We start from the raw sequence: 23,296 nt of genomic DNA on the forward strand, positions 1-23,296 counted from the left end.
AATAAACAAAGGTAACACCATCCGCAAATACATTATAATATCCTTATTGACAAATCACAGTGGTCTGGACTAATTCAGAGCCTTGAGGCGGCGCAATATGATAATTAATAGCGCAGCGCGTAGCATTTTCTCTTCCCCAATTAAGAGAAAACGATCCTTGTTCTGGCATACCGGATAAATATAACTCACCATTATCCCCCACGATCCCTGTCACAGTTCCAGATGTTAATTCTGCTGTCGCCATCGCCCCAAAAGGAACCGGTTTGCCCGTGGCCTGCATTACATTAAATAAAACTCGATAACCCACGTGGGTCACAAACTCGGCTTTAACCACGGCACCACGCGTTGGCACCAGGTTAATCACCGTATTTTCCAGTTCAACATTTGCCCGGGAGAAATAGTTGCCATCAATGGCTACCCGGTTTTCATCATACGGATGCATTTGTGTTTTCACGGTATAGCCGCGCCAGTCGGTAGCTACCCCGGTCGCATTTTCTATGGCTAATCCACTCGCCCCTGGTGCCTCAACCAGGGCTACCATTTCGCCTAATTCCTGTGAAAATGTAACACCATCACCATGAACCAAAATGCCGCCACGCGCGCCATAGTTAAGCGTCTGCGAATCCTTGCTGTATGCATAACTGCCATTTACAGAACCGTAAGTACCATCGTAGTTCATATTGGCGTTACTGCTGTAAACATCTTCCGGTGAACTCGTCCAGGACTCCTGCAAATTATAAGACAGGTTATTGCCTTCGAGGGCCGTCCCTCCTAACCCAACCTGCATGGTGCTTTCATTATGATTATTCTGGGTTAAAGAATAATCGATATAACTGTTACTCATCCAGCCAGACAGCGGGACAGAAATCGACAGCATGAAAATTTGTTCTTTACCATCATCATCATTACGAGAAGAATAACCGTCATCCGATGCATAACGCGTAAGCGAATCGGTGTAGTTCCAGGAGATATTCCATAATACTTGCCGCCAGTTATTGGAGTACCCGAACTGTAATAAGCGTTCGACTTCGTTAGTTTGCCAGTATTGTTGACGACTGAGGGTGAGATACATATTCCCAAAACCCGGACCAAAAAATTGAGTCCATGTGCCTTCTATACGACTACGCCGATTTCCTGTTAACCAGAAATCATTATCATCGTCCTGCCGTGATGCCCATTCATTGAGCGTGTAATAACCTTCCGTTGAATAACGGTAGCCGACTAACCGGAACGAGGTATCCGTATCATCAAATCGTTTGGAATACAGGAAACGATACGATTGTCCGCTTTCATCTTCACCACCATCAAACTGCGAATGTGCATGCGTCACATCGACTGAAATAGCGCCGATATCACCCAGATCCTTCCCCACGCCGAATGCCGCAGAGTAATAATTTTCCGCAGCCTGCGCCCCGCCATAGACAGTTAAGCCCCATGGCAAACCGTGCAGTATCTGCGCCTGAAGGACATCGGGCTTGTAATCTTCGTCATCACGCATTTCCCCGACGCTGATATCAATGTCGGTCTGTCCTTCACGCTTGAGGATAGCGAGCGAGGCATAGGGCTGAGTAAAGTGTTGTTCGCTGCCGTCTTCTTCTTTAATGGTGACATCCAGATCGCCACCACTGTTGGTAGTGTTCAAATCGGTAATCGCAAATGCGCCCTGAGGCACAGCGGATTGATAAATCACATAATTATTCTGCCGGATAATGACGGTCGCATTGCTTTTTGCGATACCACGGACCACCGGCGCAAAACCGTTCAAACTGGCGGGCAACATATCGTTATCAGTATACAACCGCACACCGCGAACCTGGGTACTGTCAAAAACATCGCTGGCCGTCCAGGTATCACCCACCATGATCTGACTACGTAATGCCGCAATATTACGCTGCATGTAGGTGCTGATAGAATTATATTCAGCATCACTATTAGTGGCATTCAACGTACTGTAGTTACGCAAGCGCCATGCACCGATGTTAATCCCATTACGTAAATTCAGATAATAGTCATCATCCTCGTCATATTCTGACCGCAAAGTATGAGAACCTGAAAAATCATAGTTCATCATCATTGCGTTAATACCCTCATCCCAACGGGTGGGGCTGATGTAATCACGGGCAAAATTATCAATGTACAATTGAGGTATTGAGACGATTAACGCAAGCCTGTTCGCATCCAGTGACCATGTTGCGCCCGGAACTAAAGGTGTAGGATCGACACATGCCGTATTATCCACCTTTTGTAATGAAGGTAAGGCGTCCACTTTAACGCCATAAGAGGCCAGAACACCAGAAATTAAATTACGTTTTATTAAACTTACTCCATAATATTTTATATTGTCCATCAGCTTAATTATTCACTATAAAAATCCGTCAAGGAATTGCGGGGCGGGATTATAGACTTATATAAAAAAAGCACCATATAAAAAATTATTTAAAGGAGGGTTATAAATAAGGCGGATGAAAAAGGGGCAAGTTCGATTAAAAAATCATATAATCAAACATATTACATATCTTATATTACCGCATTGTATTATACAATTTACATTATCTATTTTTCAGAATAAATTTATGTTTATGCTATATTTCGAACAAGAATGAGCTAATGCGCAAAAAAACGATAATTTTAAACCAACAAAAAAATCCACAATAAAACTACATTCATCATGATGATATATTATTCGTAATGAATAAGTAAGCAATAATTTATAGCCGCAAACTTGTTAAAGCGATCAGTTTATGATCTAAAAAGTTACAACACGTATCTCTTTTACCTTAAATGTCTTTTTCAGGTACTAAAAATTTAAAAAAATACGGCAAAAAAGGGAATGCTGCATAAGATTATGCAGCATTATTAATGAAAGGAATGTTATTCAACAGTTACAGACTTCGCGAGATTACGCGGTTGGTCCACATCCGTCCCTTTGATTAACGCAACGTGATACGCCAGCAACTGTAATGGCACGGTGTAGAAGATTGGCGCAATCACCTCTTCAACATGCGGCATTTCAATGATGTGCATATTATCGCTGCTGGAGAAGCCAGCATCCCGATCGGCAAAGACATAGAGCTGACCGCCACGGGCGCGCACTTCTTCAATATTGGACTTCAGTTTTTCCAGCAGATCGTTATTCGGCGCAACAACAATGACCGGCATATCCGCATCAATTAATGCCAGCGGACCATGTTTTAATTCGCCTGCCGCATACGCTTCAGCATGAATATACGAGATCTCTTTCAGCTTTAGCGCGCCTTCCAGCGCAATCGGATACTGGTCGCCCCGGCCAAGGAATAGTGCGTGATGCTTGTCAGAGAAATCTTCAGCCAGCGCTTCAATACGCTTATCCTGCGACAGCATCTGCTCAATACGGCTCGGCAACGCCTGTAAACCGTGAACAATGTCGTGCTCAACGGAGGCATCCAGACCTTTCAGACGCGCCAGTTTCGCTACCAGCATCAACAGCACGGTCAACTGGGTGGTGAAGGCTTTGGTGGAGGCCACGCCGATTTCGGTACCGGCATTGGTCATCATCGCCAGATCGGATTCCCGTACCAGAGAGGAACCCGGTACGTTACAAATCGCCAGCGAACCCAGATAGCCCAGTTCTTTGGAAAGACGCAGACCGGCCAGCGTATCCGCCGTTTCACCAGACTGAGACAGGGTGATCATCAGGCTATTACGACGCACCGCAGACTTGCGATAGCGAAACTCGGAAGCAATTTCGACATCGCACGGAATACCGGCCAGCGATTCAAACCAGTAGCGCGAGACCATACCAGAGTTATAGGACGTGCCGCAGGCGATGATCTGAATATGCTCAACCTGCGCCAGCAGATCGTTCGCATTTGGACCCAGCTCGCTTAAGTCCACCTCACCATGGCTGATGCGTCCGGTCAGGGTGTTTTTAATGGCATTCGGCTGTTCGTAGATCTCTTTTTGCATATAGTGGCGATAAATACCTTTATCACCCGCATCATATTGCAGGTTGGATTCAATATCCTGACGTTTCACTTGCGCGCCGGTTTTATCGAAAATAGAGACAGTACGACGGGTTACTTCTGCAATATCGCCCTCTTCAAGGAAGATAAAGCGACGCGTCACCGGCAGCAGTGCCAGCTGGTCGGAGGCAATAAAGTTTTCTCCCATGCCGAGTCCAATAACCAGCGGGCTACCTGAACGGGCGGCCAGCAGGGTATCCGGTTTACGGGTATCCATGATCACCGTACCGTATGCGCCGCGCAGTTGCGGGATGGTACGTAAAACCGCGTCACGCAGAGTACCGCCCTGCTCCAGCTCCCAATGCACTAAGTGAGCAATCACTTCGGTATCAGTTTCGGAGACAAAGGTGTAACCGCGCGCTTTCAGCATTTCACGCAGTGGTTCATGGTTTTCGATGATGCCGTTATGTACCACGACAATGTGTTCAGAGACATGCGGGTGCGCGTTGCTTTCTGACGGTTCACCATGCGTTGCCCAGCGAGTGTGAGCAATACCGGTTCCCCCATGCAGCGGGTGTTCTTCCGCCGCCTGAGATAGCATTTGTACTTTACCGAGACGACGCAGACGGGTCATGTTCCCTTCATTGTCAACCACTGCCAGACCGGCAGAGTCATAGCCACGATATTCAAGACGACGTAAACCTTCGAGAAGGATTTCCGCTACATCACGCTGCGCGATAGCGCCTACAATTCCACACATAGTTTTTTGATTCCGATTTTGGCTTTACGCCATGCGTTGTCGGTCAACCTGTTTCCCCTTCGTCTTTCACTCTGTAGCTGCGTTGGCTACGCTTGCTCACTACGGTCACTTACTTTAGTAAGCTCCCGTAGATTCCCAAGCTTGCCGCCTTGCTACAGCGCGAAATACTTTGGGTAATACCCGTTTTCCGGGCACCCCGAGCCTTGTAGAGAGTGGGGTTATTTTTATAGGTACTGCTTTTGGGCGGGAGAGTTATATTTCTCTCCTCTACCCTGGCCTGCATGCCGGATGGCGCTGACGCTTATCCGGCCTACAAAATATCATCGAACGCGGCAAACGAAGCCCCATCCGACGACATCATTACTTTTTCTTCACCGGGCGCTGCCAGCCGGTTTTATGGGTCTGCGGCACGCGGCTTAATACCAGTTCATTATCAGCGACGTTGCGCGTCACGGTGGTGCCTGCGGCAATGGTCGCGCCGTTGCCCACACTGACTGGAGCCACCAGTTGAGTGTCAGAGCCAACAAAGACATCGTCGCCAATAATGGTTTTGAATTTATTCGCACCATCGTAATTGCAGGTGATCGTACCTGCGCCGATATTCACGTTGTCGCCAATTTCCGCATCGCCCAGGTAGGTCAGATGACCTGCTTTCGAGCCTTTTCCCAGACGCGCTTTTTTCATCTCAACAAAGTTGCCAACGTGAGCGCCCTCCAGCAGCTCTGCGCCAGGCCGCAAGCGCGCGAATGGCCCGATGGTACAGGCGGCGTCAAGCCGTGCGTCTTCCACTACGCTGTAAGGGCTGATTTCGCAATCATCGCCAATCACGCTGTTTTTGATAACGCAGCCCGCGCCGATTTTCACGCGATTACCCAGCGTCACGTTGCCTTCAAGAATAACGTTAGTATCAATTTCGACATCGCGCCCGTGTTGTAGCGTACCGCGCAGATCAAAACGCGCCGGATCGCGCAGCATCACGCCCGCCAGCAGCAGTTTTTCTGCCTGCTCAGACTGATAAACACGCTCCAGCCGTGAAAGTTGCAGGCGATTGTTAACGCCTTCCACTTCGCTCAGGCGATCGGGATGAACGGCGGCGATTCCGTTTCCTTCCTGCCAGGCCAGGGCAATAATATCGGTAATGTAATACTCGCCCTGCGCGTTATTGTTGTTCAGCTTCGCCAGCCAGCGTTTCATATCCGCGCCGTTGGCGATCAGAATGCCGGTGTTAATCTCCTGAATCTGACGCTGTTCATCCGTCGCATCTTTATGCTCGACGATACCCGTCACCTTGCCGTTTTCACGGGTAATGCGACCATAGCCTGTCGGGTCATCAAGTTTAACGGTCAGCAGACCAATGCCGTCCTGCGGTTTAGCGTCACGCAGGCGTTGCAGTGTCTCAATGGAGATTAGCGGAACGTCACCGTAAAGCATCAGGATGTCTTCATCATCAGCAAAGAACGGCGCGGCTTGCTGCATCGCGTGACCGGTGCCGAGTTGTTCTGCCTGGAGCACCCAATTCAAATTGTCATCACGCAGGGTTTGCTTAAGCAAATCGCCACCGTGCCCATAGACCAGATGAACCTTCGTCGCCCCTATATGGTTAGCTGCATCAATGACATGTTGCACCATGGGCTTGCCACCCAGGGTATGCAGCACCTTAGGGAGATCGGAATACATGCGCGTGCCTTTGCCTGCGGCAAGGATCACTACGCTCATCGCATTGTTTGCCATACGCGTCCTGACTGTAATGTAAGTAAGAAGTAGATAACTTTCCCGTTGAAAACTCTACATATTTTTCACAAGAAAATGAAGCGCCTTGAAAATACGCAACGTGGCGAAATAACAGGGTGATTATCAATGACAAGAGAGGTATTTATCGCATGAATTTTACTATTCAGGCATTATTTTCTTTAAAAGTGATTGTTTTAGATATTTTTTTTATTCACAAAGAAAGAATAAAACCAGCGGCCCAGGCGCTGGTTTTATTGCATTTCCAATGGCAGGTGAGATTAGTTACGCGACATAAAAATACGCAGCACGTACCAGAACATCGTCGCGATAGAAGCAAACAGATGCAGCGCCGCGCCAGCCGGGCGATCAACCGGATAATGGTGAATGATATTAGAGGTGTCATACAGGATAAAACCTGCGCACAGTAATACCATTGCTGCACTAAACCACACGCCCATTGAGAAACCGAAAATCACACTGGCTACGATGCCTCCCAGCGCGATAAAGGCGGCCATGGATAAAAAAGAACCCATGAACGAAAAATCTTTTTTAGTGGTAAAGGCGGTAAAAGTTAATCCCCCAACCAGCAGTAGCGTAGTAATTCCCGCGCCCGCAATGATGGATGGATTTATCAAGGCCGCAAGTGTTAACAGTGGGGCGAAAATTAGCGCTTCAGCAAGCACATAAATTCCAAGGCCAATAAGCTGTGTCTGGTTTGAGCTGGCATTATCGGCCAGCCGGGTTGCCAGCATACTGACCAGCATAAAGGCACCCAGCACCACCAGCCAGCCGTACTTACCGCCTGCCATCAGCACTTCCAGCATTTTGGCACCAAGGCCGGTAGACATAAACATGCCGCTCAGAACGATAAACCCTGTAACCGCACCGGCCAGATGTAAGTAGGCCTGACGAATGAAGGTAGCACGATCGCTACGCAGCCCAGGTTGTGGGCCTGCAAAAAATGGCTTGAATGACATATTGATGATCCCTCACATAATAACCCAAGAAATAGTCACGACAGGTAAAATAACATTCTGTGGATAGGGTGACAAATATAACCCCTGTCTGTAGCTGGAATGACCAGGAGAGGTGAGCGCCATAAAAAAAGCCAGCCTGAAATCAGGCTGGCTTAGATTTTTCAAGCCGGTGTTACATCGCTTTTTTGGTCAACTCGATAACGCGCAGTTTGGCGATCGCTTTGGCCAGTTCCGCAGATGCCTGAGCGTAATCCACGTCACCATGAGAGCTTTTAATGTGCTCTTCAGCCTTACGTTTCGCTTCCAGTGCTCGCGCTTCGTCGAGATCCTGGCCGCGAATCGCGGTATCAGCCAGTACGGTCACACTACCAGGCTGCACTTCAAGAATGCCGCCTGACAGGTAGATAAACTCTTCATGACCGTGCTGCTTCACGATGCGGATCATACCAGGCTTAATGGCGGTGAGTAGCGGCGCGTGCCCCGGGTAAATACCCAGTTCACCTTCACTACCCGTTACCTGGATTTTCTCGACCAGACCAGAGAACATTTGTTGCTCTGCGCTGACGACGTCCAGGTGGTAAGTCATTGCCATATCACCCTCCGATTAAGGCGTTAAAGTTTTTTGGCTTTTTCCACGGCTTCGTCGATGGAACCGACCATGTAGAACGCCTGCTCCGGCAGGTGATCGTATTCGCCTTCCATGATGCCTTTAAAGCCACGGATGGTGTCTTTCAGGGAGACGTATTTGCCCGGAGAACCGGTAAATACTTCTGCCACGAAGAACGGCTGGGACAGGAAGCGCTGGATCTTACGTGCGCGAGCTACCACCAGTTTGTCTTCTTCAGACAGTTCATCCATACCGAGGATGGCGATGATGTCTTTCAGTTCCTGATAACGCTGCAGCAGGGACTGTACGCCACGCGCGGTGTCGTAGTGTTCCTGACCAACTACCAGCGGATCGAGCTGACGGCTGGTGGAGTCCAGCGGGTCAACGGCCGGGTAGATACCCAGAGATGCGATCTGACGGCTCAGTACCACAGTTGCATCTAAGTGCGCAAAGGTGGTGGCTGGTGACGGGTCAGTCAGGTCATCCGCCGGTACGTATACCGCCTGTACGGAGGTGATAGAACCGGTTTTGGTGGAGGTGATACGTTCCTGCAGAACACCCATCTCTTCTGCTAGCGTCGGCTGATAACCTACCGCGGAAGGCATACGACCCAGCAGTGCGGATACTTCCGTACCGGCCAGGGTATAACGATAGATGTTATCGACGAACAGCAGAACGTCACGACCTTCGTCACGGAATTTCTCCGCCATGGTCAGACCGGTCAATGCCACGCGCAGACGGTTTCCCGGCGGCTCGTTCATCTGGCCATACACGAGGGATACTTTGTCGATAACGTTGGAGTCGGTCATTTCGTGGTAGAAGTCGTTACCCTCACGAGTACGTTCACCCACGCCCGCAAACACGGAATAACCGGAGTGCTCGATCGCGATGTTACGAATCAGCTCCATCATGTTTACGGTTTTACCTACACCCGCACCACCGAACAGACCGACTTTACCGCCCTTAGCGAACGGACACATCAGGTCGATTACTTTGATACCGGTTTCCAGCAGTTCCTGAGAGTTTGACAACTCTTCATAGGAAGGTGCTGCGCGGTGGATCGCCCAACGCTCCTCTTCACCGATGTCGCCTTTCATGTCTACTGGTTGACCCAGTACGTTCATGATGCGGCCCAGGGTAGCTTTACCTACCGGGACTTCAATCGGGTGCTCGAGGTTAGTTACTTCCAGGCTACGACGCAGGCCGTCAGAAGAACCCATTGCGATAGTACGAACAATACCGCCACCGAGCTGCTGCTGAACTTCCAGCACCAGGCGCTCATTACCATTTTGTACCTCAAGAGCGTCGTACACTTTTGGTACCGCATCCTGAGGGAACTCGACGTCAACAACAGCGCCGATTACCTGGACAATTTTTCCAGTTGCCATCTTGAATCCTCTACGTATTAACCTGGTTATACCGCAGACGCGCCACCGACGATTTCGGTGAGTTCCTGAGTAATGCTGGCCTGACGAGCTTTGTTGTATACCAACTGCAGCTCTTTAATCAGGCTGCCGCCATTATCGGTAGCGGCTTTCATCGCCACCATACGCGCGGCCTGCTCGCTGGCCAGGTTTTCTACCACACCCTGATAAACCTGAGATTCTACGTAGCGGCGCAGAAGGGTATCCAGCAGCGCTTTCGGATCGGGTTCATACAGGTAATCCCAGGATTTACGCTTCAGCTCATCATCTTCTGACGCGGGCAGCGGCAGCAGTTGAGTGATGGTTGGAACCTGAGACATGGTGTTGATAAACTTGTTATTAACAATATAAAGCTTGTCCAGACGGCCTTCATCGTAGGCCTGTAGCATCACTTTTACCGCACCGATCAGTTCGGACAGGGAAGGGTTATCTCCCATGCCGGTGACCTGTGCAACAATGTTGCCACCTACAGAGTTGAAGAACGAGACACCTTTAGAGCCGATCATTGCGAGTTCGCACTGAACGCCTTTATCGGACCACGCTTTCATATCCGCCAGCAGTTTTTTGAACAGGTTAATGTTCAAACCACCGCACAGACCACGGTCTGTAGACACCACCAGGTAGCCTACGCGCTTAACGTCGCGCTCTTCCAGGTAAGGGTGCTTATATTCCAGATTACCATTCGCAAGGTGACCTATCACTTTGCGCATGGTCTCTGCATAAGGACGGCTGGCCGCCATGCGCTCCTGCGATTTACGCATTTTGGAAGCGGCGACCATCTCCATCGCTTTGGTGATCTTCTGCGTGTTCTGGACGCTTGCGATCTTACTACGTATCTCTTTTGCGCCGGCCATGAGCTTCTCCTCAATGCCTTGCGGCCTGCCCTAAGACAAGCCGCCAGACGTTACCAGGACTGGGTTGCTTTGAAGGAATCGAGGATGCCTTTCAGCTTGCCTTCGATTTCGTCGTTATAGCCGCCACTCTGGTTGATCTCTTGCATTAGCGGAGCGTGATCACGGTCAACGTAGGCCAGCAGAGCGGCTTCAAAGCTACCGATTTTCGCCAGTTCAACATCCGCCAGATAGCCACGCTCTGCCGCAAACAGCACCAGAGACTGCTGCGCAACGGACATCGGCGCATACTGTTTCTGTTTCAGCAGTTCAGTCACTTTCTGACCGTGATCGAGCTGTTTACGGGTCGCATCATCAAGGTCGGATGCAAACTGGGAGAACGCCGCCAGTTCACGATACTGTGCCAGCGCGGTACGAATACCACCGGACAGTTTTTTCATGATCTTGGTCTGCGCTGCGCCACCTACACGGGATACCGAGATACCCGGGTTAACCGCAGGACGAATACCGGCGTTAAACAGGTTGGATTCCAGGAAGATCTGACCATCGGTAATGGAAATTACGTTGGTCGGAACGAACGCGGAAACGTCACCAGCTTGCGTTTCGATAATCGGCAGGGCGGTCAGAGAACCGGTTTTGCCTGTCACTTCACCTTTGGTGAAGGCTTCGACGTATTCAGCGTTAACACGCGCAGCACGCTCCAGCAGACGGGAGTGGAGGTAGAATACGTCGCCCGGGAATGCTTCACGTCCTGGCGGACGACGGAGCAGCAGGGAGATCTGACGATAAGCGACAGCCTGTTTAGACAGGTCATCATAAATAATCAGTGCATCTTCACCACGGTCACGGAAGTATTCGCCCATTGCGCAACCGGCATACGGTGCCAGATATTGCAGTGCAGCGGATTCAGACGCGGTGGCGACCACAACGATGGTATTCGCCAGTGCGCCGTGTTCTTCCAGTTTACGTACCACGTTAGAGATAGTGGACGCTTTCTGGCCGATAGCAACATAAATACATTTGATGCCGGAGTCGCGCTGGTTGATGATGGCATCAATAGCCAGTGCGGTTTTACCGGTCTGACGGTCGCCGATAACCAGTTCACGCTGACCACGACCGATTGGGATCATGGCGTCAACGGATTTGTAACCGGTCTGAACCGGCTGGTCTACGGACTGACGGTCGATAACGCCCGGTGCGATAGCTTCAACGGCAGAGAAGCCGTCGTTATCAACCGGACCTTTACCATCAATTGGCGCACCCAGGGTGTTCAACACACGGCCCAGCAGGCCACGGCCAACCGGTACTTCCAGGATACGACCAGTACACTTCACCTTCATGCCTTCGGCGAGGTCAGCGTACGGACCCATCACCACTGCACCGACAGAGTCGCGCTCGAGGTTCAGGGCGATAGCGTAACGGTTACCCGGCAGGGAGATCATTTCACCCTGCATACAATCGGCCAGGCCGTGAATGCGGATAACACCGTCACTTACAGAAACAATAGTACCTTCGTTGTGAGCTTCGCTCACCACATTGAACTGAGCAATGCGCTGCTTGATCAGTTCGCTGATTTCGGTGGAATTCAGTTGCATGCTCCAGTCCCCTTAAGACTGCAAGACGTCTGCAAGGCGATCAAGACGGCCGCGTACGCTACCATCAATGACCATATCACCCGCTCGGATGATAACTCCTGCCATTACAGACTTATCGATTTTGCAATTCAGCTTAACTTTGCGTGACAGACGTTTTTCCATCGCGGCGCTGATTTTCGTAAGCTGTTCGTCACTCAATGCGGTAGCAGAAGTGACTTCTACCTCTGCGATAGCCTCACTGGCTGCGCGCAGGTGAATAAACTGCTCAAGAACATCCGGGAGCGCGTTAAGACGATTGTTTTCAGCCATCACCCGAATCAGGTTCTGACCGCTTTCGTCTAACTGCTCACCGCAGACGGCGATAAACGACTCAGCGAGCGTTTCCGGCGCAAGTGCACCCGAAAGAAGCTCTGCCATTTGTTCGTTCTTAGTAACCTCAGCGGCAAACGCCAGCATGTCCTGCCAGCGGTCAACGCGTTGGTGTTCAACGGCAAAGTCAAAAGCTGCTTTGGCGTAGGGGCGAGCTACCGTTACAAATTCAGACATCGGCCCCTCCCTCCTTACAGTTCAGCGACAAGTTTATCCACGATGTCGCTGTTAGCAGCTTCATCCACGGAACGTTCGATGATCTTCTCGGCCCCGGCAACAGCCAGGATAGCAACTTGCTTACGCAGTTCTTCGCGAGCGCGTTTACGCTCAGCATCGATTTCTGCCTGAGCCTGCGCCACGATTTTAGCTCGTTCCTGCTCTGCTTCGGTTTTCGCTTCATCCAGGATCTGAGAACGGCGTTTGTTCGCCTGTTCAATGATTACCTGAGCTTCCGCCTTGGCTTTTTTCAGCTGGTCGGTCGCGCTGGCCTTAGCAAGGTCCAGGTCCTTATGAGCTCGTTCAGCAGAAGCAAGTCCGTCAGCAATTTCTTTTTGACGCTTTTCGATGGCAGCCATTAACGGCGGCCATACATACTTCATGCAGAACAGAACGAACAGGACAAACGCGATGGCCTGGCCGAGGATTGTTGCGTTAAGATTCACAGCACAATGCCTCTTATTGAGTTAACGTTCTGATAATTGCTTCTTATACAAGCAACGCTTACTACGCGACAGCAAACATCACGTACAAACCCAGACCAACAGCGATCATCGGGATAGCATCCACCAGACCCATAACGATAAAGAACTGAGTACGCAGCAAAGGAATCAGATCCGGCTGACGCGCTGCGCCTTCCAGGAATTTGCCCCCGAGGATGCCGATACCGATCGCAGCACCGATTGCCGCCAGACCCATCATCACAGCGGCAGCCATGTACAGCAGATCAACATTCAGGTTTTCCATGACAATCTCCAGTTTGTTTCAGTTTAAAACATTTAGTGGTGGTAAAATTAATGCTCTTCAGACGCCATCGACAGATAGACGATCGTCAGAACCATGAAGATAAAGGCTTGCAGCGTAATAATCAGGATATGGAAAATGGCCCATGGCACATTCAGAATCCACTGTGACCACCACGGCAACAGACCAGCAATCAGAATGAAAATCAGCTCACCGGCATACATGTTGCCGAACAGTCGCAGACCAAGAGAAACCGGTTTGGACAGCAGGCTTACCCCTTCAAGGATTAAGTTGACAGGAATAAATGCCCAGTGATTGAACGGCTGTAGCGTCAACTCTTTCGTGAAGCCGCCGATGCCTTTCATTTTGATGCTGTAGAACAGAATAAGGATGAACACGCCCAGCGCCATCGACAGGGTGATGTTGACGTCCGCAGACGGCACCACGCGCAGCGCTGGCAGGCCCAGGACATGCTCAGCGATGTATGGCAGCAGGTCAATCGGCAGCAAGTCCATGAAGTTCATCAGGAATACCCAGACGAAGATCGTCAGGGCCAGCGGAGCAATCAGCTTGCTCTTGCCGTGATACATGTCTTTCACGCTGCCGTGAACAAAGCCAATCACCAGCTCGATAGCGGTCTGGAATTTGCCGGGGACGCCGCTGGTCGCCTTCTTAGCGACGCTACGGAACATCACCAGGAACAACAGGCCCAATAACACCGAAAAGAACATGGAGTCGATATTGAGCGTCCAGAAGGTGGCCGGGGGGTTATGCGGATCCACCAGCGTGAAGGTACGCAGGTCCAACTGAAGGTTATTCAGGTGGTGGCCTATGTACTCCTGCGGTGTTGAGATTTCTCCTGCAGACATGATGCCTCTTACCCTTTGTTGTTAATTACAGCTGGCGCAACGATCTGAACAACCAGCGCCAAAATCCACGTGACTATCAACGGTAAAAAAACCGCTTTTAAAACCGCCAGCGCCACCACCAACAGGGCAAAAGTCGCTAATACCTTAACGCCTTCGCCGAGCGCAAAGCTCCAGGCCACCCGGCCTTTTGCTGGGGTACTTACCTGGTGACGCCAGGCAAAAATCATAAACATAATGTTAGGCAGCCACACCGCCATGCCCCCGCTTAACGCAGAAGCGCCCCAGAAGGGGTCTTTGAGGCTAAACAGCAATCCACTTGCCATTATTGCCAGAAACTGAATGAACAGAAGCTTACGAGCAACGTTTCTACTCAAGAGCGACACAGACATCACGTTTTTACTCCTGCTCCCTAAGAGGTATGCCGCGTGTCGTATAAAACGTCCTTTGGGCCCCGGAGTCAAGCATCAAAAAGCGGTCAAATTATACGGTGCGGCCCCGTGATTTCAAACAATAAGTAGCGAAAAGGTGAATAAATGTTTAAATAATTTTCTGGAGTGCTATTTTTCAACTTTTCATCAAACGGTGAACGATCGGGCAAAAGTCCCAATAACGCGAAAAGCCTGATGATAAAGCGTGCACCAGATCACATAATAAACATTTCTGCTTTTAACCATGAAACAGGAGCACTATCTGTCTCACGTACAACTGTTTGATATATCAACGTAAAAAAATCGATTGTTTGCAAAACAGCGGCATACTTCCTATAAACACCTCATTGACATTTATAATAAATATTTAACAACACGCTGTTATTCACTTTGAACATCTGTAGCAGACTGATATTTTCCATGTTGACTATTTTTAGGGTTAACAAAAAGAGCGAAGTTAAATCAACGCAAATAAACAGTTAAGCACAAGTTAAAATCAATAGAACTTATCGTCATTACTTACTCAAATATTTAACATTGTCAGGTGCGTTTTTTTTCTACTTTTTTTGATAAAAATTAAATTTTGTTGTGTCGCAAGAGCACCAGATGACGCTCCCCCTCCAGTTGCGGCACCCTGAGTTTCACCACCGATTCCACATTGAATTCAACAGGAAGTTGCGCGATTTCTTCATCAGGTAACTGGCCTTTGAGTGCGTAAAAGCGCCCTTGCGTACCAGGGAGATGATGGCACCACTGCACCATATCCGTTAACGACGCAAACGCCCGGCTGATGACGCCGTCAAACGGTGGTTCAGCCGTAAACGCCTCTACCCTGCTTTGTACCGGATGCACGTTAGTCAGCTTAAGCTCATGCTGGACCTGGCGCAGAAAACGAACCCGCTTACCCAGACTGTCGAGCAGGGTGAACTGCGCGTGCGGACAAACAATGGCTAAGGGAATGCCGGGCAAGCCAGGGCCAGTCCCGACATCGATAAAACGCGTCCCTTCGAGGTAAGGTGCCACAACCAGGCTATCAAGAATATGACGGACCAGCATCTCGTTCGGGTCGCGTACCGACGTCAGATTGTAGGCTTTGTTCCATTTGTCGAGCATATCGACATAGGCAACTAACTGGTTTTTCTGGTGATCGGAGAGCGAAATACCTGCTTTGTCGAGCAGATGAGAGAGTTTGTTGAGCACGGTGCATACCTGTTTGCGATAATTTGCCAGATGACGATTTTGCCCCATCTGGCTGACGTTGCAGGCCCGGTACGCTTAACGCCACCGGGCAGTTTTCAAAGTATCAGGCGCTGCGACGCAGCATGCCTTGTTTTTTCAGCCAGACCAGCAAAATCGAGATAGCTGCAGGCGTGATCCCGGAGATACGTGAAGCCTGACCGATCGAGACTGGTTTATGATCGTTTAATTTGGCTATCACCTCGTTCGACAAGCCGGATACCTGGCGGTAATCGAGCATCTCAGGCAGCAGCGTATTTTCGTTACGCTGCTGTTTTTCAATCTCATCCTGCTGACGAGCGATGTAACCTTCGTATTTGATCTGGATCTCAACCTGCTCAGCGGCCTGTACGTCGTCCAGCGCGGGCGCGAACGGTGTCAGTGAGGTCAGTTGCTGATACGTCATTTCCGGGCGGCGCAGGAGATCTTCGCCGTTTGCTTCACGCGAAAGCGGGGCAGCCAGGTGAGCATTCACTTCCGGGGCTGCCTCTACCGATGGCGAAACCCAGGTTGCTTTCAGACGCTGACGTTCACGCTCAATATTTTCCAGTTTCTCGTTGAAACGCGCCCAGCGCGCATCGTCTACCAGGCCCAGCTCGCGACCCGCTTCGGTCAGGCGCAAATCGGCATTGTCTTCGCGCAACATCAGGCGGTATTCCGCGCGTGAGGTAAACATGCGGTACGGCTCTTTGGTGCCCAGCGTACACAGATCGTCTACCAGCACGCCGAGGTAGGCCTGGGAACGACCAGGTGCCCAGCCTTCTTTTTCAGCGGAGCAGCGCGCGGCGTTCAGTCCCGCCAGCAGCCCCTGCGCGGCGGCTTCTTCGTAGCCCGTTGTACCGTTGATTTGTCCGGCAAAGAATAGTCCCTGGATAAATTTGCTTTCCAGCGTCGGTTTCAGGTCCCGCGGATCGAAGAAATCGTACTCAATGGCGTAGCCGGGGCGCACAATCCTCGCGTTTTCCATCCCCTGCATGGAACGGACAATTTGCATCTGTACATCGAACGGCAGGCTGGTGGAGATACCATTCGGGTAAATTTCATTAGAGGTCAGTCCTTCCGGCTCAAGGAAGATCTGATGCTGGTTTCTGTCGGCAAAGCGCATCACTTTGTCTTCGATCGACGGGCAGTAGCGCGGACCAATGCCTTCAATCACGCCAGCGTACATCGGGCTACGATCGAGGTTATTACGGATCACGTCATGGGTTTTTTCGTTAGTGTACGTGACGTAGCACGGCACCTGACGCGGATGTTGATCCGCAGATCCCATAAACGAGAATACTGGTAGCGGGTTATCGCCGTGCTGCTGTGCCAGCACGCTGAAGTCGATAGTCCGCGCATCAATTCGCGGCGGCGTGCCGGTTTTCAGGCGGTTTACGCGCAATGGCAGTTCCCGCAGGCGGCGGGAAAGGGAGATCGACGGCGGATCGCCTGCGCGGCCGCCGCTGTAGTTATCCAGTCCGATGTGGATCTTACCATCCAGAAAGGTCCCGACGGTGAGCACGACCGCTTTGGCACGGAATTTAAGCCCCATCTGAGTGACGGCCCCGACAACGCGATCGTTTTCGACGATCAGATCCTCGACCGCCTGCTGGAAGATCATCAGGTTGGGCTGGTTCTCCAGCGCGGTACGCACTGCCTGGCGGTAAAGCACGCGATCCGCCTGGGCGCGGGTAGCACGAACAGCCGGGCCTTTGCTTGCGTTTAGTATCCTAAACTGAATGCCCGCCTGATCGATCGCCTTCGCCATCAGTCCGCCAAGCGCATCGACTTCTTTTACCAGGTGTCCTTTCCCAATGCCGCCAATTGCCGGGTTGCAGCTCATTTGCCCCAGCGTGTCGATATTATGCGTCAAGAGAAGGGTCTGCTGACCCATACGCGCTGCGGCCATTGCGGCCTCAGTGCCTGCATGACCCCCGCCAATGATGATGACGTCAAAAGGAGCCTGATAAAACATGGTGATTTGCCTCGCGTAAAGCGGTGTTGAAAAGGATTGAAGCCCGGGCCGTGGATTCTACTCAACTTTAGTCGATCGAGAAAGCACCAGTATCCTGGCTATTAAATAAAGAAGATCTTTATATAGAGATCTGTTTTATTATGATCTCTTATTAGGATCGCCATCCCCTGTGGATAAGTCAGATCCGGCGTTAAAGATCAAACCGTTAGTAAGGATCATTAACTGTGAATGATCGGTGATCCCGTTCAGTATAAGCTGGGATCAAAAGGGCGGGTTATACACAACTCAAAAACTGACCAACGGTTATACTTTGGATAACTACCGGTTGATCCAAGCTTTTAACCAGAGTTATCCACATTCGATCGCGCGATCTTTAAGCGTTTTTGAGTAAATTAATCCAGAATCCGAGCCATTCTCCTGCGGGATCTTCTGGAATGTCATGCTCAAGCACATTGATCTTCAATGTTTCGCCGATCTGTTTCGCCCCGCAGATCGTCATTTCAGCATCCAGTTTTTCGATCGCGCCGCAGAACGTGTCGTATTCACGGCTTCCCAGACCGATCGCACCAAAACGGATCTGCGACAGATCCGGTTGCTGTGCTTTTAGCTCGTCAAATAAAGGCTGAATGTTGTCCGGCAGATCGCCCGCACCATGCGTGGAGGAGATTACCAGCCAGATGCCAGCCGTGGGCAATTCCTCCAGCAGCGGACCATGCAGGGTTTCGGTAGAAAAACCAGCGTCCTCCAGCTTTTCAGCCAGGTGTTCCGCTACATATTCGGCACCGCCAAGGGTGCTGCCGCTGATAAGAGTAATGTCTGCCATAAGAGCCCATCCTGTTAAAGAGGGGCTATTGTACGCTGTGCAGGAGCTGGGATCTACCTGTGGACAACAGGGGTATTAAAAAGAACGTTCAGGGACGGATCGTACGCATGATCGGGTTTTGCAGCGAGATCAGGGTTTCGGTGGATTGTATTTCATCAATTGTTTGGATCTTGTTGATAAGTACCTGTTGGAGAGCATCAATCGATCGGCACATGACCTTAATAAAGATGCTGTAGTGCCCGGTGGTGTAATAGGCTTCAGTCACTTCATCCAGGCTTTCCAGTTTTGCCAGCGCGGAAGGGTAGTCCTTCGCGCTCTTTAAAATGATGCCGATAAAACAGCATACGTCATAGCCAAGTTGCTTTGGGCTGATATCTATCCGGGCACCCGTAATGATGCCTGCCTGTTTCATTTTCTCTACACGGACGTGAATAGTGCCTGGGCTGACACCAAATTGTTTGGCCAGTTCGGCGTAAGCGGTGCGTGCGTTGGCCATCAAGGCTTCAAGGATGCCGCGGTCCAGATTGTCGATCTGATAATTTTCCATAGCTTTTTCTTATGAAGAATAGTGATTCAATTTATTTTAGCTTGTTATTTTGATGAATTAAAAGTGAGTCAGCCTTTTTGTTGTTGGATTATTGAATTGTGCCCGCTTTTTGTTGCTTAATCATAGGTAACAGGACGCAGGAGTATAAAAATGAAAACCGCTTATATCGCAAAACAACGCCAGATCAGTTTCGTAAAATCCCATTTTTCCCGCCAGCTGGAAGAGAAGCTGGGCCTGATTGAAGTGCAGGCTCCAATCTTAAGCCGGGTGGGTGACGGGACGCAGGATAACTTATCTGGCTGCGAAAAAGCGGTGCAGGTGAAAGTGAAAACACTGCCAGACGCCCAGTTCGAAGTGGTTCACTCACTGGCGAAATGGAAACGTCAAACCCTGGGACAACACGACTTCAGCGCGGGCGAAGGGCTGTACACGCATATGAAAGCCCTTCGCCCCGATGAAGACCGGCTGACCGCTATCCATTCCGTTTACGTTGATCAGTGGGACTGGGAACGCGTGATGGGTGATGGCGAGCGCCATATTGCAACCTTGCATTCTACGGTTGAGGCGATTTGGGCAGGTATTAAAGCGACCGAAGCCGCAGTGAGCAAAGAATTTGGTCTGACACCGTTCCTGCCAGATCAGATCCACTTTGTTCATAGCCAGGATCTGCTGACGCGTTTTCCCGATCTTGATGCCAAAGGTCGGGAGAGAGCGATCGCCAAAGAGTTGGGTGCGGTATTTCTGATCGGCATCGGTGGAACGCTTTCTGATGGCCAGCGTCACGACGTGCGTGCGCCGGATTACGATGACTGGAGTTCTGCTTCCGCCTCTGGTGCCGCCGGTCTGAACGGCGATATTCTGGTCTGGAACCCGATTCTGGAAGATGCGTTTGAGCTTTCATCGATGGGCATTCGTGTGGATGCCGACACCCTGAAACGCCAGCTGGCACTGACCGGCGATGAAGATCGCCTGAAGCTGGAATGGCACCAGGCGTTGCTGCGCGGTGAGATGCCACAGACCATCGGCGGCGGTATCGGGCAATCGCGTTTAACGATGTTACTGCTCCAGTTGCCGCATATCGGCCAGGTACAGTGCGGCGTCTGGCCAGCGCAGGTGCGTGAAAGCGTTTGTGCGCTGCTGTAATTCAGCGCCGCCAGCGTCTGAGCAGGCGGCTGCGCATCCCGGTATCAAAGCGCCAGATATGATCGAAAATACGCATGATGCCGGGTTTACCGTGGGTCGACATTGCCACCGCATGAAAGCGGTGCTGATGTCGCCGCTGCAGTTCTCCCACCTTATTCACCACCTCATCCGGCAGCCGCTGGGCGATAAAATCTGAGATCACCACCGCATCGGCATCTGCCCATTCCTGATCCTGTAAACGTTCGACGATGGCGCGAAAGCAGCTTGCCAGATCGGTGCCGCCGCGAAAGCGCTGGCTAAGGAAGCGGATCGCCTGTTCGATGCCCTGTGGGCCGCTAAGTTCATAGCGCACCACTTCGCTTGAAAAGAGCATGATAAAGCAACGGCGGTTATCGGCGAGCGCGACGCGCATTAGCGCCAGGCAAAATGCTTTTGCGCATTGTTCGTTGAAGCCCCCCATCGAGCCGGAGGTATCAACGCAGACAATAAATGGACCGCGCGGCTGCTCGTCAACATCCTGATGGACAACCGGGCGTTCAGAAATCTTTTCCCGCCACGCTTCGCCATGCAGGCGGTAAGTCAAAAGCTGCTTCTCCACCAGCCGTCGGTAAAATTCATATTCCAGCTCGGTGATGCCAAGCGTCGCCAGTTCCGGTGGTAGCAGGCGCAAAATGTCATCGCTCTGCACGATGCCATCTACCTGTTCCGGCACGCTGGACGGCTCGCGAACCAGCGTGCGGAAGGTTTCCATCGGTGCCTCTTTTTTCGGGACAGATTTAGCTTCACGCGAGCGACCAAGTTGCTCCGCCAGCTGCATTAGCTCCGGCTGTTGCGCCAGAAAGTCACCGTATTTGACGATGAGCTGGTAGTCACCGCGCTGAAGTTTACCGGCGCTCATATCCCATAGCCGACCGGCAGCGTTATCGTTTTCCACCAGCACCGGCTCAAGCTGCCCGCTTAAGGTCATCCGTTCCTGCACTTCATTGAGCAGCTTGTCATGTTCTTCTTCCAGCAATTGCTGGTTGAGCGTTGTGACCTGGACCACCAGGCTTAGCCGCCAGCGCTGTAAAAAAAGCGTCTGCAGGGCGGGGGTGAAGGTGGGATTCGCCTCCACCAGCTGTCTGGCCTGCCCGGCATAAGGCGAGCGGATCTTATTCAACAGCGTCAGGATCTGCGGTAACTGGACAATAAACTGCGACGTAGAGAGCAACTGGCTTTGCTGATAACAGAGCACTTCTTCGGTAAGTTCTGGCGAGACGTGGGTTTCTTTCAGCCGGTTTTTCAGCATTTCGCGCCAGCGCGGGATATCGTCAGTTACTGCGTTTTTCAGGCGCGGGAATTTTTCAAAAAACAGTGCCAGTACCGGTGAGGCCATTAAGACAAGGATGGTCTCTTCGATCAATCCGTCTTCACCAATCGCTAACAGGACATTGAGCGTATCCAGGTTTAGCATTGTTTTGCCTGTTTGATCTGCTCTCCGACATCCTGCAGGCTGGCTTCAATACGCCCGAGCCAGTCTGGCGCAATGAACAGGCATTTTTGCTGCTCGCTAAAGCGCGTGTGCTGCTGGTGCCACTCATCGTCCAGCGCATCAAGCTGCTGTTTTATCTCTTCTGGCATGTTTTCCTGCGAGAGACCGGGAAGCGCAAGGCGTGTTCCCTGAAGGCTCACGTCGCGTACCAGCAGATACTGGCCGGGGTCGACGTCAAGGTTGACCACCTGTGCAAAGCCAATACCGTTAAGCTTCGCGCGGATCTCACCGCCCTTTTCCAGCCAGTTTGCCAGTGCGGCACGTTCGAAGGTGAGATGAACAACGTCTATATCGTGCAGCTTAAGCGGCTGCTGAAGCAGTAAGGTGATGACTGAGCCTTCTGCTTCTGCCGGCAGTTCGTAATGGGGTTTACGGCTGAACATGCCGCCCTGACGCACAACTTTCAGCGCGGTTTTGTCGCTCTGTTGCTGCTGCAACTGGAGGCGGCGCTGGGTTATCGCGCCCAGGCGCGTCAGCATGGACTGCTGCTGCCAGGCATGTCCGGTCATCACAATTTCAAGCTGATGTTGCATCAGATTTTTACTTTCCGCATCGTGCCACAGACAATCTTTCAGCAGGATCACGTCAATGGGCGCAATGGCGTCACGGCCACTGAAAAAGGCGCTGGCCTGAAGCAGGCGGATGGCTTTTTTCCAGCGGCGGTCGGAAACATACGGTGCGGCAGGCAGGTTATCAAGCTGCTGGCGGAGCAAAAAGATCAGTTCAAAAACGCTGTCGGGTAATTTGACGTTGCCGATATCGATTTGCCACTGGGCAAACTCTTCGTCAGTGACCTGCAAACTGGCGGCAACCGGGTTATTATTTTCGTCCTGCTGGCCGGTCAGCATGGCGCGGAAGTTTCCCTTCTCCTGCACTTTATCCAGCCACAGGCGGATGAGCATACGATCGTAAAGCGCTTCCAGACTGCTGTCCGCTTCCGGCAGTTCATTTGAGGCTGCGACCAGCAGGCGCATTGGAATTTTTTCTTCATGCGCGCCGTTGCGAAAGTGGCGTTCGTTGATGGCGGTCAACAGGGTGTTAAGAATGGCCGGGCCTGCTTTCCAGATCTCATCGAGAAAAACGATTTCCGCTTCCGGCAGGTAGCCCGCCGTAAGACGCTCATAGCGGCCTTCATCTTTTAGCGCCTGAATAGAGAGCGGGCCGAAAACCTCTTCCGGCGTCGAAAAACGGGTCATCAGATATTCAAACGCTCTGGCATGCTGAAAGGCATATTTTAAGCGGCGTGCAATCAGACTTTTGGCAATGCCCGGAGGGCCTAACAGAAAAACGCTTTCACCGCTTAACGCCGCCAGCAGGCACAGGCGAATCGCATGGCTGCGCTCATAAAGTCCTTTTTCCAGGGCACTGCTCAGGCGGGAAATTCTTTCTGCTAACAGGTGTGATTGAGCCATAATCAAGTTGCGTCCTTCTGCCTTTTTGTGGCGGTAAAATGCGAGTATAGCGTTTTCATGTCAGGCCGGTAATAGGCTGAACCTCTGGCACATTTTCTTTGCGCCAGGTTAACCCGACTTCACTTAGGGGTACGA

At 51.2% G+C, this 23,296-nt stretch carries 20 protein-coding genes; 1 reads left to right on the plus strand and 19 read right to left on the minus strand.

All coding sequences use genetic code 11. The features are described 5' to 3' along the window. Positions 1–43 precede the first annotated feature (43 nt). The 17 genes from CHU32_RS16280 to asnC form a co-directional block, all read right to left on the minus strand. Positions 44–2,347 (minus strand): fimbria/pilus outer membrane usher protein, encoded by a 2,304-nt coding sequence (locus tag CHU32_RS16280; protein WP_103676223.1) that lies wholly within the window; start codon positions 2,345–2,347, stop codon positions 44–46. A 524-nt stretch (positions 2,348–2,871) separates the two neighbouring features. Beyond that, a complete protein-coding gene (gene glmS, locus CHU32_RS16285) occupies positions 2,872–4,701 on the minus strand; it encodes a glutamine--fructose-6-phosphate transaminase (isomerizing) (protein ID WP_103676222.1) in 1,830 nt (609 codons plus the stop codon). A 360-nt stretch (positions 4,702–5,061) separates the two neighbouring features. Then, entirely contained in the window at positions 5,062–6,432 is a 1,371-nt protein-coding gene (glmU, locus tag CHU32_RS16290; protein ID WP_103676221.1) for a bifunctional UDP-N-acetylglucosamine diphosphorylase/glucosamine-1-phosphate N-acetyltransferase GlmU, read from the minus strand. A gap of 278 nt (positions 6,433–6,710) precedes the next feature. Further along, positions 6,711–7,409 (minus strand): Bax inhibitor-1/YccA family protein, encoded by a 699-nt coding sequence (locus CHU32_RS16295; RefSeq protein ID WP_103676220.1) that lies wholly within the window; start codon positions 7,407–7,409, stop codon positions 6,711–6,713. 172 nt (positions 7,410–7,581) lie between these two features. Beyond that, positions 7,582–8,001, minus strand: coding sequence for a F0F1 ATP synthase subunit epsilon (locus CHU32_RS16300; RefSeq protein WP_001251971.1), 420 nt, complete (start codon positions 7,999–8,001; stop codon positions 7,582–7,584). 20 nt (positions 8,002–8,021) lie between these two features. Further along, a complete protein-coding gene (atpD, locus tag CHU32_RS16305) occupies positions 8,022–9,404 on the minus strand; it encodes a F0F1 ATP synthase subunit beta (protein WP_103676219.1) in 1,383 nt (460 codons plus the stop codon). A gap of 26 nt (positions 9,405–9,430) precedes the next feature. Beyond that, entirely contained in the window at positions 9,431–10,294 is an 864-nt protein-coding gene (atpG, locus tag CHU32_RS16310) for a F0F1 ATP synthase subunit gamma (protein WP_103676218.1), read from the minus strand. A 50-nt stretch (positions 10,295–10,344) separates the two neighbouring features. After that, positions 10,345–11,886, minus strand: a complete 1,542-nt coding sequence (atpA, locus tag CHU32_RS16315; protein WP_103676217.1) for a F0F1 ATP synthase subunit alpha — start codon at positions 11,884–11,886, stop codon at positions 10,345–10,347. A 12-nt stretch (positions 11,887–11,898) separates the two neighbouring features. Then, positions 11,899–12,432, minus strand: coding sequence for a F0F1 ATP synthase subunit delta (gene atpH, locus CHU32_RS16320; protein ID WP_103676216.1), 534 nt, complete (start codon positions 12,430–12,432; stop codon positions 11,899–11,901). A 14-nt stretch (positions 12,433–12,446) separates the two neighbouring features. Further along, complete coding sequence (atpF, locus tag CHU32_RS16325; protein WP_103676215.1) at positions 12,447–12,917, minus strand: F0F1 ATP synthase subunit B; 471 nt, start codon at positions 12,915–12,917, stop codon at positions 12,447–12,449. A gap of 61 nt (positions 12,918–12,978) precedes the next feature. Then, entirely contained in the window at positions 12,979–13,218 is a 240-nt protein-coding gene (gene atpE / locus CHU32_RS16330; protein ID WP_049839447.1) for a F0F1 ATP synthase subunit C, read from the minus strand. Positions 13,219–13,265: 47 nt separating this feature from the next. Beyond that, a complete protein-coding gene (gene atpB / locus CHU32_RS16335) occupies positions 13,266–14,084 on the minus strand; it encodes a F0F1 ATP synthase subunit A (RefSeq protein WP_103676214.1) in 819 nt (272 codons plus the stop codon). Between the two features lie 8 nt (positions 14,085–14,092). After that, complete coding sequence (atpI, locus tag CHU32_RS16340) at positions 14,093–14,473, minus strand: F0F1 ATP synthase subunit I (RefSeq protein ID WP_103676213.1); 381 nt, start codon at positions 14,471–14,473, stop codon at positions 14,093–14,095. 615 nt (positions 14,474–15,088) lie between these two features. Further along, a complete protein-coding gene (gene rsmG / locus CHU32_RS16345) occupies positions 15,089–15,712 on the minus strand; it encodes a 16S rRNA (guanine(527)-N(7))-methyltransferase RsmG (RefSeq protein ID WP_103676386.1) in 624 nt (207 codons plus the stop codon). Between the two features lie 103 nt (positions 15,713–15,815). Then, on the minus strand, positions 15,816–17,705 hold the full coding sequence (gene mnmG / locus CHU32_RS16350) for a tRNA uridine-5-carboxymethylaminomethyl(34) synthesis enzyme MnmG (protein WP_103676212.1): 1,890 nt from the start codon (positions 17,703–17,705) through the stop codon (positions 15,816–15,818). 373 nt (positions 17,706–18,078) lie between these two features. Further along, the gene (gene mioC / locus CHU32_RS16355; RefSeq protein WP_103676211.1) at positions 18,079–18,528 is read right to left on the minus strand and encodes an FMN-binding protein MioC; all 450 of its coding nucleotides are present in this window, start codon (positions 18,526–18,528) and stop codon (positions 18,079–18,081) included. 88 nt (positions 18,529–18,616) lie between these two features. Further along, positions 18,617–19,075, minus strand: a complete 459-nt coding sequence (gene asnC, locus CHU32_RS16360; RefSeq protein ID WP_103676210.1) for a transcriptional regulator AsnC — start codon at positions 19,073–19,075, stop codon at positions 18,617–18,619. Between the two features lie 150 nt (positions 19,076–19,225). On the opposite strand from asnC, the gene asnA reads away from it, so the two are divergent. Then, on the plus strand, positions 19,226–20,218 hold the full coding sequence (gene asnA, locus CHU32_RS16365) for an aspartate--ammonia ligase (protein ID WP_103676209.1): 993 nt from the start codon (positions 19,226–19,228) through the stop codon (positions 20,216–20,218). 1 nt (position 20,219) lies between these two features. Here the strand turns inward: asnA and viaA are convergent, their stop codons facing one another. Both viaA and ravA read right to left on the minus strand, forming a co-directional pair. Next, positions 20,220–21,671: an ATPase RavA stimulator ViaA gene (gene viaA / locus CHU32_RS16370; RefSeq protein WP_103676208.1), complete on the minus strand. Its 1,452-nt coding sequence runs from the start codon at positions 21,669–21,671 to the stop codon at positions 20,220–20,222. Continuing rightward, the gene (gene ravA, locus CHU32_RS16375) at positions 21,665–23,161 is read right to left on the minus strand and encodes an ATPase RavA (protein WP_103676207.1); all 1,497 of its coding nucleotides are present in this window, start codon (positions 23,159–23,161) and stop codon (positions 21,665–21,667) included. Before ravA ends, viaA begins: the two co-directional genes overlap by 7 nt. Positions 23,162–23,296: the final 135 nt, after the last annotated feature.

The sequence above is a fragment of the Superficieibacter electus genome (genome assembly GCF_002915575.1).
Taxonomy (GTDB): domain Bacteria; phylum Pseudomonadota; class Gammaproteobacteria; order Enterobacterales; family Enterobacteriaceae; genus Superficieibacter; species Superficieibacter electus.

Bases quoted from the DNA above. Each gene is read 5' to 3' on its own strand.
- mnmG (WP_103676212.1), bottom strand. From the start codon at position 17,705: ATGTTTTATCAGGCTCCTTTTGACGTCATCATCATTGGCGGGGGTCAT.
- atpA (WP_103676217.1), bottom strand. From the start codon at position 11,886: ATGCAACTGAATTCCACCGAAATCAGCGAACTGATCAAGCAGCGCATT.
- CHU32_RS16295 (WP_103676220.1), bottom strand. From the start codon at position 7,409: ATGTCATTCAAGCCATTTTTTGCAGGCCCACAACCTGGGCTGCGTAGC.
- atpG (WP_103676218.1), bottom strand. From the start codon at position 10,294: ATGGCCGGCGCAAAAGAGATACGTAGTAAGATCGCAAGCGTCCAGAAC.
- glmU (WP_103676221.1), bottom strand. From the start codon at position 6,432: ATGGCAAACAATGCGATGAGCGTAGTGATCCTTGCCGCAGGCAAAGGC.
- atpH (WP_103676216.1), bottom strand. From the start codon at position 12,432: ATGTCTGAATTTGTAACGGTAGCTCGCCCCTACGCCAAAGCAGCTTTT.
- mioC (WP_103676211.1), bottom strand. From the start codon at position 18,528: ATGGCAGACATTACTCTTATCAGCGGCAGCACCCTTGGCGGTGCCGAA.
- CHU32_RS16280 (WP_103676223.1), bottom strand. From the start codon at position 2,347: ATGGACAATATAAAATATTATGGAGTAAGTTTAATAAAACGTAATTTA.
- asnC (WP_103676210.1), bottom strand. From the start codon at position 19,075: ATGGAAAATTATCAGATCGACAATCTGGACCGCGGCATCCTTGAAGCC.
- atpI (WP_103676213.1), bottom strand. From the start codon at position 14,473: ATGTCTGTGTCGCTCTTGAGTAGAAACGTTGCTCGTAAGCTTCTGTTC.
- ravA (WP_103676207.1), bottom strand. From the start codon at position 23,161: ATGGCTCAATCACACCTGTTAGCAGAAAGAATTTCCCGCCTGAGCAGT.
- CHU32_RS16300 (WP_001251971.1), bottom strand. From the start codon at position 8,001: ATGGCAATGACTTACCACCTGGACGTCGTCAGCGCAGAGCAACAAATG.
- asnA (WP_103676209.1), top strand. From the start codon at position 19,226: ATGAAAACCGCTTATATCGCAAAACAACGCCAGATCAGTTTCGTAAAA.
- atpD (WP_103676219.1), bottom strand. From the start codon at position 9,404: ATGGCAACTGGAAAAATTGTCCAGGTAATCGGCGCTGTTGTTGACGTC.
- viaA (WP_103676208.1), bottom strand. From the start codon at position 21,671: ATGCTAAACCTGGATACGCTCAATGTCCTGTTAGCGATTGGTGAAGAC.
- glmS (WP_103676222.1), bottom strand. From the start codon at position 4,701: ATGTGTGGAATTGTAGGCGCTATCGCGCAGCGTGATGTAGCGGAAATC.
- atpB (WP_103676214.1), bottom strand. From the start codon at position 14,084: ATGTCTGCAGGAGAAATCTCAACACCGCAGGAGTACATAGGCCACCAC.
- atpE (WP_049839447.1), bottom strand. From the start codon at position 13,218: ATGGAAAACCTGAATGTTGATCTGCTGTACATGGCTGCCGCTGTGATG.